The following is a 10,186-nucleotide window of genomic DNA, read 5'->3' on the forward strand; positions in this document are numbered from 1 at the left end:
CGCGACGCAGGTCAGGATGGCACAGACAGGGCCTGAGGATCACCGGTTCCGCCCTACAACTCCCGCATGGTGAAGCGGTTTCGGGCGGAGCCGGAGTGACTTCGGCTGGGTCACCAGACCCGTACCGACCCTCCCTTCGCGAACGCCGGGCTCGTCGCGTCGGGCGGTGGTTCCTCCAGGGGCTCGGTCAGTTCCTCGACGGTCGGGCCGACCTTCGCCGCGATCGGGTCGAGGAGGTCGAGGTCGAAGCCGTACACGCGGGCCGCGTTGCCGCCGGCCATCGCGGCGATCTCCTCGCGGGGCAGGCCGGCGTAGGCGATGCGCAGGCCCTCGCGGGAGTACGGGTAGGTGCCCTCGTCGTGCGGGTAGTCGCTGCCCCACATGATCTTGTCGAGGCCGATGCGGTCGCGCAGCGGCACCTCGTGCGGGCGCATGAAGCTGGCGCCGACGAAGCAGTTGTCGCGCCACACCTGCGAGGGGCCCTTGCCCATGGAGTCGGCGAGGCCCGCGCCGAACTTCGACTCCGCGGTGGAGGACTTGGCGGCGGAGGACTTCGTGGCGGCCGCGACCAGCCTGCCGTGGTAGTAGTCCAGCATGTCCAGCACCCCGGGGATCCAGCCCGAGCCCTGCTCGGTGAGGATCAGCCTCAGCTCGGGATGGCGGCGGAACGCGCCGCCGAACACCAGGTGCCACAGCGCCCGGTGCGAGAACCAGGTGGTCTCCACCATGAAGACGGCGCGGGCGGCCGGCTCGTCGCCGAGGGGCGGCGAGGCCGAGCCCGCGTGGTGGTTGACGGGCACGCCAAGTTCGGCGCAGACGGCCCAGATCGGGTCGTACGCCGCCGAGTACAGCTCCGGCAGCCCCGAGCCCGGCGGTGTGCCGGGCAGCAGCAGCCCGCCCTTGAGGCCCGTCCCCGCGGCCCGGCGGATCTCCTTCACGGCCTCCTCGACGTCGTTCAGGAGGATCTGGAACACGCCCGCCCGGCGGCCCGGCGCGGCCGCGCAGAAGTCCGCCAGCCAGCGGTTGTGGGCCCGCAGCCCCTCCCACCGCAGCGCGAACTCCTCGGCCGTGGGCGCCGGCGCCATCAGGGAGGCCGACGGGAAGAACGGCGGGATCGTGTTGGGGAAGACGACCTCCGCGACGATCCCGTCCTGCTCCAGCTCGGCGAGGCGCCGCTCGGAGTTCCAGTTCTTGTCGGCCGTGTCGGCGAGCAGGTCCTCGTAGGGGTTGACGTAGGTGGCCGCCCACGCGTCGAACTCGTCGTGGTGGCGCCTGGGCAGATACGGCTTGTAGTCGAGCAGGTCCGCGCCCGCATGGCAGTCCGCGGAGATCACCGTGTAGCGGTCGGTCATGAACTCGCCCCCAGTACCGGGAAGTCGTGGTCGGTCAGCCAGTGGCGGCCCACCTCGCGCGAGCGCGCCCAGGACGCCTCGACGGCGCTCTGGTCGGCGCTCTGGCCGAGCTCGTCCGGAGTGGGGCCGATGCGGCGGGCCAGCGGCGCGAGCTTCTGCGTGTCGAAGCCGAAGACGTCCGCCGCCGCGAGGCCCAGCATCCGGCGCGTCTCGGCGACGGGGATGTCGTGGAAGGTGCGCGACAGCCACGCGCGCGTGTCGGGCCAGGTGCCCTCGGGATGCGGGAAGTCGCTGCCCCAGAGGATGTTGTCGACGCCGATCTCGTAGCGCTGGGCCAGCTCGCGGCGCTTGGTGTTGGTCGCGCAGATGAAGATCTGGCGGTCGAGGTACTCGTGCGGCGGGCGCTTCAGCTCCGCGAAGGGGGACAGCTTCTTTCCGCCGTGCGCGCCCAGGTAGAGGCGGTCCATGAACCAGAGCAGGTTCGGCAGCCACCAGCAACCGGACTCCGCGACACCGAACCTGAGGCCGGGGTGCCGCTCGAAGACCCCGGACCAGAGCAGGAACCACAACGGCCGGGCGGGCCACCAGGTCACCTCGCTGACGTAGATGCCCAGATGGTCGCCGTACTCGTGGCGCGGCGCCGCCCCGGAGTGGGTGAGAACCGGCATCCCGCACTCGGCGGCCGCCGCCCACACGGGGTCGTAACGGCGGTCGTGGTAGGGCTCCTTGTCGACCCACATGGAGGGGATCATCAGGGCGCCGAGGCCCGACTCCTTGGCCCGGTGGACCTCGGCGACCACACGCGCGGGCTCGGCGGTGACGGGCAACAGGGCGACACCGCAGTGCCGTTCGGGGTTCTGGCCGACGAACTCCGCGAGCCAGCGGTTGTGCGCCTGGGCGCCCGCCATGCCGAGGTCGGGGTCCTGGTCGCCGGAGAGGCCGAGGCCCACGCCGAACGGGGCGGCCGTCCGGCTGTCCACGGCGTCGGCGTCCGGGAAGACGACCTCGGCGGCCACCCCGTCGCCGTCGAGCTCCTTGAGACGCTGCGCGGCGTCCCAACCACCGCGCAGCCCTTCCTCGTTGTCGTGGAACCACTTGCTCGCGAACGCCTCGTTCCTGATGCCCAGGCGGGTCATCTCCTCGCGGCGGCGGTCGCGCCCCGCGAGGAAGTCGTCGAAGTCCCGATGGAAACGGGCGTCCAGGTAGGGCCGGTACTCCTCGGTGGGCAGTCCGGCATGGCAGTCGGAGGAGATGATCAGATAGGGGTCCTGCACGGTCATCGCCTGCCTCCTCAGTCCAGAATGAAGTTCTCCAGGTACGACGGGTCGGCCCGGTCGAGCATCGACTGCGAGCGCGCGCGGATCTGCCGGTCGCTGTGCTCGCTCTCGGGCAGCAGCCAGAAGCGGTCCGCCGCGATGCCGTCCGCGACCAGGTCGGCGACCTCCTCGACCGGCGTGAACCGCACTTCGTGGCCCGCCTCCCGCATCGCCGCCTCCCACTGGCCGAGGCTGCGGTACGGGGTCCTGCGCGGCCGCTCCTTCGCATAGCGCTCGGGCCGGTTGCGGTGCGACTCCCACAGGCCCGTGCGGAGCATGTGCGGCCCCGGGAAGAGCACGGAGGCGCCCACGCGCGCGTCCTCCGCCTTGAGGTGCGCGTACAGCGACTCGGTCATCGTCACGACGGCCGCCTTGGTGACGGCGTACACGGAGGCGCTGGGCAGCGGGGCGATCCCGCCGTCGCCCGACGAGGTGTTGACGACATGGCCCGGTTCTCCCGAGGCGATCATCCGCGGAACGAAGGCCTGGATGCCGTGGAAGACGCCCCAGACGTTGACGGCGAAGGCCCACTTCCAGTCGTTCGGGTCGTGCTCCCACATGCGGCCCTCCGCGCCGGAGCCGACGCCCGCGTTGTTGCACAGCACGTGCACCGCGCCGAACCGGTCGAAGACGTCCTCGGCGAGCGCCATGACCTCCGCGCGCTCCCCGACGTCCACCACGCGCGCGTGCACGACGGCTCCGTCCTCGCGCAGCGCCGCGGCGGCCTTCTCCAGCGCGCCTTCCTCGACGTCCGCGAGGACCACCTTCAGCCCGTCGGCGGCGAACCGCCGCGCCATGGCGAGTCCGATACCGCTCGCGGCACCCGTGACGACCGCGACACGCCCTTCGCGAAGGTCCATCAGGCGCTCCCCGCGGGCGGCCCGTCGAGGATCTGCTGCGGGTCGTCGTAGCGCTGGTGGATGTACGGCAACAGGGCCTGCCCGCTGACCCGTTCGACGACCCTGCCCTGCTGGTCGGTGGTCTTCTCGCCGATGGTGATCTCGACGAGTTCGCGTACGGGGAGGTCGGCGACCGGGTCGTACATCGACTCGCGCAGCACGACGTCCCCGGTGACGCGCTCCAGTTTGCGCACCTTCTCGTTGCGCACGCAGTGCACGAGGACGGGGTCGGCGTCGAACCCCGAACCGTCCACCGCGGGAAGGAACTTGAAGTAGAAGTCGGTCTTGCGCGTCGGCTCGGGCAGCGGCAGGGCCCCGCTCACCGCGCCGCGCACCTCGACGAACGCGATGCCGTGCCGGGCGAGTGCGGCGCGTACGACGAGGCCGTCGCGCTCCACGGTCACCTCACCGAGCTTCTTGGGCTCACCGAAGACCTCGCGCCCGCCGATCAGGGCCCGCTCGTGGGTCATAGGCATGACCAGCGGATACCAGCCCTCGACGCCGTCGTGCCGGGCGGCGACGCCGAACGAACCGGCGCCCAGCGGGTATCCGGGCAGGTCGACCCTGCTGATGTTCACCCGCACCAGCGGACGCCCGGCGGGTTTGAGCGGGGGCGGCAGGACCGCCGCGACCGCGTCCGGATCGCTCTCCCAGACGGCCACCACTCCGGTGGACCAGATGTCGGGGAGCCTGGAGCTCGCGGTGCGCGCGGCGGCGATCTCCGCCTCGGTCCGCGCGCCGTACCGCACTCGTGCCATGTGTGCCGCCCTTCGTAGGTCGTGCCTCTCGCCGGGGGTCTGTAACAGAGTTACAGCACAGTGCGCGATGGGTAAATACGCGTGCACGAGCGAGACTTGGGGGCACCATGGCAAGACCGGCACTCACCCGCGAAGAGGTCCTGGAGACCGCCGCGAGCCTGGTGAAGCAGCACGGCCCCGAGTCCCTGACGATGCGCAAGCTCGCCGCCGAGCTGGGCACCGCCGTCACCTCGATCTACTGGCACGTCGGCAACCGTGAGTCCCTGCTCGACGCGCTCGTCGAGCGGACCGTCGCCGACCTCGGCGAGATCCGCCCCGCCGGGCGCACACCGGCGCAGCGCGTCGTCTCCGTGGCGCGCGCCCTGCGCCGGCGGCTGCGCGACCATCCGCATCTCGTCGCGATGGTGCACGAGCGCGGTCTGACGGAGCGGATGTTCCTGCCCGCGCAGCAGGCCCTGGTGCACGAGGTGCACGCGGCGGGGCTGCGGGGCGCCCGCGCCGCCGAGGCCGTACGGGCCGTGCAGTTCCAGGTCGTCGGCTTCGTCCTGGTCGAGCGCAACCGTGAGCGTGCACCCGTGCAGCGGCCCGCCGAGGAGGAACTGTGGGACGCGGGCACGGCCGAGGACGACGGGGCCCTGGCCCGCGCGCTGGCTCGCCCGGTCGACCAGGAAAGGCTGTTCACCGTCGCCGTACGAGCGCTGGTGGAGTCGCTGCTCGGGGCAGGGCCGAGGTCACCGTCCTGAGCCCGGGACGCGCCTGTCTCCCGGGCGGGCCGTCAACTCGGCGGTGCTCCGGCACCATTGCGGGCTCCACGCGCGCGTGGCCGTCCGACGTGCCGCGAAGGTCCCCCGTTCGAGGACGGCGGCGACCGGGCTGTCAGTCGTGGCCCGTATCCTCAGGGACCATGCTCGAAGACCTGACGACCGCAGCGTCCCCAGCCTCCTGGCCGGCCGCGTATCCAAAGGGGTACGCGGTCGTCGACGTGGAGACCACCGGCCTGGCCCGGGACGACCGGATAATCTCGGCCGCCGTCTACCGGCTGGACGCGCGCGGCGAGGTCGAGGACCACTGGTACACGATGGTCAACCCGCAGCGGGACCCGGGCCCGGTCTGGATCCACGGTCTGACGAGCGACGTGCTCGAAGGGGCGCCCCTCTTCCAGGACATCGCCGAGGAGTTCGCCGGCCGGCTCGCGGACCGTGTGCTCGTCGCGCACAACGCGGTCTTCGACTGGTCGATGATCGCCCGTGAGTACGCACGCGCACAGCGCGAGGCGCCGGTACGGCAACGGCTGTGCACGATCGCCCTCTCCAAGGAGCTGAGGCTTCCGCTGCCCAACCACAAGCTGGAGTCGCTCGCCGCGCACTTCGGCGTCGTCCAGCAGCGCGCGCACCACGCGCTGGACGACGCGCGCGTGCTCGCCGAGGCGTTCCGGCCCAGCCTGCGCGCCGCCGCACAGGGCGGGGTACGGCTGCCGCTCCTCGAGTGCCTGCCGCTCAAGGAGTGGTCCGACAGCACCTCCCCGCGTATCGGGCAGCAGTCCTCCGGGGGGTATCGGCCGACCAGTTGGCGTGCCTCCCGCAAACGCCCCGCATGCCCCTACCCCAACCCAGGGCGGTACGAAGACGGCAAACCGCTCAAGCAGGGCATGCGCGTCGCCTTCTCCGGAGACACCTCGGTCGACCGCGAACTGCTGGAGGACCGCGCCGTCGAGGCCGGACTGCATGTCGCGACGAGCGTGTCCCGGCTGACCAGCCTCCTCGTCACGAACGACCCGGACTCCAGTACGTCCAAGGTGGTCAAGGCCGCGCAGTTCGGGACCCCGGTGCTCGACGAGGCGGCGTTCGGCCAGCTGCTGCGGGACGTGGCCCCGGCGTCGGGCACCTGACACGGGCGGCGGCCGACACGCTCCCGCTGACGGACGTACGGGTGATTGCCGGGCGACTCGCCCGGCGCCCACTCGCCCGGGCCGCCACGGCACCCCACCCTGTGGCGCATGGCGAGATGCGAAGTATGCGGCAATGACTACGGCATGACGTTCGAGGTGCACGCGCAGGGCGCGGTGCACGTCTTCGACTGCTTCTCCTGCGCGATCCACCGGATGGCCCCCATCTGCGAGCACTGTCGCGTCCAGGTCATCGGCCAGGGAGTCGAGGTCGACGGCCACTGGTACTGCGGCGCGCACTGCGCCCGGGCCGAGGGGCAGGTGGGGATCATCGACAAGGTGTGAGCCCCGCGAAAGCGGGCCCGCGGCTCCCGGCGGGACCCTCCCGTCGGGAGCCGATTCGCGCCGAGTACCGTCAATGGGGTGTACCGCTTCCTGTTGTCCCGGCAGTGGGTGATCCTCACCCTTGTGACGCTTCTGCTGATCCCCACCATGATCAGACTGGGCTTCTGGCAGCTGCACCGGCACGAGCACAAGGTCGCTCTGAACAAGGTGATCTCCGACTCGCTGTCCGCGAAGCCGGTCCCCGCCGAGTCGCTCACCTCCCCCGGGCACCACATCAGGCACGACGACCTCTTTCGCCGCGTGAGTGCGAAGGGCACCTTCGACACCGCGCACGAGGTCGTCGTACGCCGCCGCACCAACTCCGACGACGAGGTCGGCTTCCACGTCCTGACCCCGTTCGTCCTGGACGACGGCCGGGTGCTCATGGTCAACCGCGGCTGGATCCCCGCGAACGGCGCGCAGACGGCGTTCCCGAAGATCCCGAAGCCCGCGAAGGGTGAGATCACCGTCACCGGGCGGCTGATGGCCGACGAGACGAGCGCCGACAGCGGCATCAAGAACATCCAGGGCCTGCCGGGCCGCCAGGTGATGCTGATCAACAGCGCCCAGCAGGCCAAGTCGCTCGGCAAGCAGGTCCTCGGCGGCTACATCGAGCAGACCTCACCCGAGTCCAAGGGCGACTCCCCCGAGCTGATCCCCGACCCCGAGCACAGCGACATCGGCCCGCACATGGCGTACGCGATCCAGTGGTGGCTGTTCTCGGCGGGTGTGCCCGTGGGCTGGGTGGTTCTCGTCCGCCGCGAGCGCCGGGACCGCGAGGCCGCCGCCGCGAAGGACGTCGTGGCGGAAGCTCCCGTCGCCGTCTGACGTCGCAACAACTCCCCGCGTCCCCGGCAGCCGGCCCCTTCGCCTCACCCGCCCGGCCGCCGGGCGGATTGCCGCCGCCCGCCGCAGGGAACCCGGCACTCGTGCATCGACGCATCGAGGACTACGCGCTCATCGGCGACGAACAGACGGCGGCCCTGGTGGGGCGCGACGGCTCCGTCGACTGGCTCTGTCTGCCGCGGTTCGACTCGGGGGCCTGCTTCGCGGCGCTCCTGGGCGACGAGGACAACGGCCACTGGCGGATCGCGCCGAAGGGAGCGGGCCCGTGCACCCGGCGCGCCTACCGGCCGGACACGCTCGTGCTCGACTCCGAGTGGGAGACGGACGAGGGCGCGGTCCGCGTCACCGACCTGATGCCGCAGCGCGACAAGACCCCTGACCTCGTACGCGTGGTGGAAGGGCTCAGCGGCCGCGTGACGATGCGCAGCACGCTCCGGCTGCGCTTCGACTACGGCTCGATCGTGCCGTGGATGCGCAGGTCGGACGGTCACCGGGTGGCGGTCGCGGGCCCGGACTCGGTGTGGCTGCGCAGTGAGCCGGCGGTACACACCTGGGGCAAGGACTTCGGCACCCACTCGGAGTTCACGGTCGCCGAGGGCGAGAAGGTCGCCTTCGTGCTCACCTGGCACCCCTCGCACGAGCCGCGCCCACCGCTCGTGGACCCCTACGACGCGCTGCGCGCCAGTGTCGAGGACTGGCAGGAGTGGGCGGCACGCTGTCGCTACGACGGGCCCCACCGGGACGCCGTCGTCCGCTCGCTGATCACTCTCAAGGCCCTCACCTACGTGCCGACCGGCGGCATCGTGGCCGCCCCCACCACCTCCCTCCCGGAGGAACTCGGCGGCGTCCGCAACTGGGACTACCGCTACTGCTGGCTGCGCGACTCCACACTCACCCTCGGCGCGCTCCTCGCGGCCGGCTACCACGACGAGGCCGAGGCCTGGCGCGACTGGCTGCTGCGCGCGGTCGCGGGCGACCCGGCGGACCTGCAGATCATGTACGGGCTCGCCGGTGAGCGCCGTCTTCCCGAGCAGGAGCTGCCGTGGCTGTCCGGTTTCGGTGACTCGACCCCGGTCCGGGTCGGCAACGACGCGGTGAACCAGCTGCAGTTGGACGTGTACGGCGAGGTCATGGACTCGCTGTCGCTGGCCCGGGAGTCGGGCCTGTCCGTGAAGCCGCACATGTGGCGGCTGCAGTGCGCCCTCCTGGAGTTCCTGCGCACGGCGTGGCGGCAGCCGGACGAGGGGCTGTGGGAGGTGCGCGGCGGACGGCGCCACTTCGTCTACTCGAAGGTGATGGCGTGGGTGGCCGCCGACCGCGCGGTCCGCGCCCTGGAGGACAATCCGAAGCTGCACGGCGACCTGGACGGCTGGCGCGCGATGCGCGAGGAGGTGCACCGCGAGGTGTGCGAGCGGGGCTACGACGCCGAGCGCGACACCTTCACGCAGTCCTACGGTTCGCGGGAGCTCGACGCCGCGCTGCTGCTCATCCCGCGCGTCGGCTTCCTGCCGCCCGACGATCCGCGGGTGATCGGCACCATCGACGCGGTGCGCGAGGAACTGGGCCACAAAGGGTTCCTGCGCCGCTACAGCACGGACGAGACGGTGATCGACGGGCTGCCGGGCGGCGAGGGCACGTTCCTGGTCTGCTCGTTCTGGCTCGCCGACGCGCTGCACATGACGGGCCGCACGAAGGAGGCCCGCGAGCTGTTCGACCGTCTGGTGGGCGTCGCCAACGACGTCGGCCTGCTCGCGGAGGAGTACGACCCGGTCGGCCGCCGCCAACTCGGCAACTATCCGCAGGCGTTCAGCCACATCGGCCTGGTGAACACGGCCCTCGCCCTCTTCCACGGGGAGGGGCAGGATGGGGCCGACGACGCCGAGAAGGCAGGATAGGGGCCATGGATCTTGGACTGAAGGACCGTGTGTACGTCGTCACGGGAGCCACCCGCGGCCTGGGCAGCGCCGCCGCGCGTGAACTCGTCGCCGACGGCGCGAAGGTGATCATCACCGGGCGGGACGAGAAGAGCGTCACCGACGCCGCGTCCGCGCTCGGCCCGAACGCTGTCGGTGTCGCCGCGGACAACGCCGACCCGGCGGCCGCTGCCCGGCTGATCGCGGCCGCGCGTGAGCACTTCGGCGGCTTCGACGGCATCCTGATCAGCGTCGGCGGCCCGGCGCCCGGGTTCGTCGCCGACAACACGGACGACCAGTGGACGGCCGCGTTCGAGTCCGTCTTCCTGGGAGCCGTCCGGCTGGCCCGCACCGCCGCGGCGGAACTCGACGAGGGCGGTGTGATCGGCTTCGTGCTGTCCGGTTCGGTGTACGAGCCGATCCCGGGCCTGACCATCTCCAACGGTCTGCGCCCCGGCCTCGCGGGCTTCGCCAAGTCCCTCGCGGACGAGCTCGGTCCGCGCGGCATCCGCGTGATCGGCCTGCTCCCGTCCCGCATCGACACCGACCGCGTCCGCGAACTCGACGGTCTGTCCGCCGACCCGGAGGCCACCCGCGCCGCCAACGAGTCCCGCATCCCGCTGCGCCGCTACGGCACCCCGGAGGAGTTCGGCCGCGCGGCAGCGTTCCTGCTCTCACCGGCCGCGTCGTATCTGACGGGCATCATGCTGCCGGTGGACGGCGGTGTGCGCGCCGGGTTCTAGGGGGTGTTTTGAAAGTCCCGCACAGCACCCACGGCGCCCGGCACGCACCCTCGCCGCACCGGCCGAAGCCCCAAGTACGTCCAGTACGAG

At 71.6% G+C, this 10,186-nt stretch carries 10 protein-coding genes; 6 read left to right on the top strand and 4 right to left on the bottom strand.

Annotation, left to right across the window (positions count from 1 at the left end; all coding sequences use genetic code 11):
* Nucleotides 1-110 precede the first annotated feature (110 nt).
* Genes ABZS97_RS23940 through ABZS97_RS23955 form a run of 4 tightly spaced genes read right to left on the bottom strand, consistent with a single transcriptional unit; the run spans nt 111 to nt 4,325 of the window.
* Nucleotides 111-1,352, bottom strand: coding sequence for an amidohydrolase family protein (locus ABZS97_RS23940; RefSeq protein ID WP_356140365.1), 1,242 nt, complete (start codon nt 1,350-1,352; stop codon nt 111-113).
* Nucleotides 1,349-2,632 (bottom strand): amidohydrolase family protein, encoded by a 1,284-nt coding sequence (locus ABZS97_RS23945; protein WP_356140366.1) that lies wholly within the window; start codon nt 2,630-2,632, stop codon nt 1,349-1,351. Before ABZS97_RS23945 ends, ABZS97_RS23940 begins: the two co-directional genes overlap by 4 nt.
* Before the next feature lie 11 nt (nt 2,633-2,643).
* On the bottom strand, nt 2,644-3,528 hold the full coding sequence (locus ABZS97_RS23950; RefSeq protein ID WP_356140367.1) for an SDR family NAD(P)-dependent oxidoreductase: 885 nt from the start codon (nt 3,526-3,528) through the stop codon (nt 2,644-2,646).
* On the bottom strand, nt 3,528-4,325 hold the full coding sequence (locus ABZS97_RS23955) for an acetoacetate decarboxylase family protein (protein ID WP_356140368.1): 798 nt from the start codon (nt 4,323-4,325) through the stop codon (nt 3,528-3,530). Before ABZS97_RS23955 ends, ABZS97_RS23950 begins: the two co-directional genes overlap by 1 nt.
* Nucleotides 4,326-4,432: 107 nt before the next feature.
* Here ABZS97_RS23955 and ABZS97_RS23960 point away from each other — a divergent pair, with 107 nt between their 5' ends.
* The 6 genes from ABZS97_RS23960 (at nt 4,433) to ABZS97_RS23985 (ending at nt 10,096) form a co-directional block, all read left to right on the top strand.
* A complete protein-coding gene (locus ABZS97_RS23960; protein WP_356140369.1) occupies nt 4,433-5,068 on the top strand; it encodes a TetR family transcriptional regulator in 636 nt (211 codons plus the stop codon).
* Between the two features lie 161 nt (nt 5,069-5,229).
* On the top strand, nt 5,230-6,213 hold the full coding sequence (locus tag ABZS97_RS23965; RefSeq protein WP_356140370.1) for a DEDDh family exonuclease: 984 nt from the start codon (nt 5,230-5,232) through the stop codon (nt 6,211-6,213).
* Nucleotides 6,214-6,321: 108 nt separating this feature from the next.
* Nucleotides 6,322-6,555, top strand: coding sequence for a hypothetical protein (locus ABZS97_RS23970; RefSeq protein ID WP_356140371.1), 234 nt, complete (start codon nt 6,322-6,324; stop codon nt 6,553-6,555).
* Nucleotides 6,556-6,633: 78 nt separating this feature from the next.
* Nucleotides 6,634-7,422: an SURF1 family protein gene (locus ABZS97_RS23975; protein ID WP_356140372.1), complete on the top strand. Its 789-nt coding sequence runs from the start codon at nt 6,634-6,636 to the stop codon at nt 7,420-7,422.
* Between the two features lie 101 nt (nt 7,423-7,523).
* On the top strand, nt 7,524-9,335 hold the full coding sequence (locus tag ABZS97_RS23980; RefSeq protein WP_356140373.1) for a glycoside hydrolase family 15 protein: 1,812 nt from the start codon (nt 7,524-7,526) through the stop codon (nt 9,333-9,335).
* 5 nt (nt 9,336-9,340) lie between these two features.
* Nucleotides 9,341-10,096 (top strand): SDR family oxidoreductase, encoded by a 756-nt coding sequence (locus tag ABZS97_RS23985; RefSeq protein ID WP_356140374.1) that lies wholly within the window; start codon nt 9,341-9,343, stop codon nt 10,094-10,096.
* Nucleotides 10,097-10,186: the final 90 nt, after the last annotated feature.

The sequence above is a fragment of the Streptomyces sp. NPDC005485 genome, assembly GCF_040606085.1.
Classification (GTDB): Bacteria; Actinomycetota; Actinomycetes; order Streptomycetales; family Streptomycetaceae; genus Streptomyces.

Coding starts and splice junctions, on each gene's coding strand:
- ABZS97_RS23940 (WP_356140365.1), bottom strand. CDS start 1,352: ATGACCGACCGCTACACGGTGATCTCCGCGGACTGCCATGCGGGCGCG.
- ABZS97_RS23945 (WP_356140366.1), bottom strand. CDS start 2,632: ATGACCGTGCAGGACCCCTATCTGATCATCTCCTCCGACTGCCATGCC.
- ABZS97_RS23950 (WP_356140367.1), bottom strand. CDS start 3,528: ATGGACCTTCGCGAAGGGCGTGTCGCGGTCGTCACGGGTGCCGCGAGC.
- ABZS97_RS23955 (WP_356140368.1), bottom strand. CDS start 4,325: ATGGCACGAGTGCGGTACGGCGCGCGGACCGAGGCGGAGATCGCCGCC.
- ABZS97_RS23960 (WP_356140369.1), top strand. CDS start 4,433: ATGGCAAGACCGGCACTCACCCGCGAAGAGGTCCTGGAGACCGCCGCG.
- ABZS97_RS23965 (WP_356140370.1), top strand. CDS start 5,230: ATGCTCGAAGACCTGACGACCGCAGCGTCCCCAGCCTCCTGGCCGGCC.
- ABZS97_RS23970 (WP_356140371.1), top strand. CDS start 6,322: ATGGCGAGATGCGAAGTATGCGGCAATGACTACGGCATGACGTTCGAG.
- ABZS97_RS23985 (WP_356140374.1), top strand. CDS start 9,341: ATGGATCTTGGACTGAAGGACCGTGTGTACGTCGTCACGGGAGCCACC.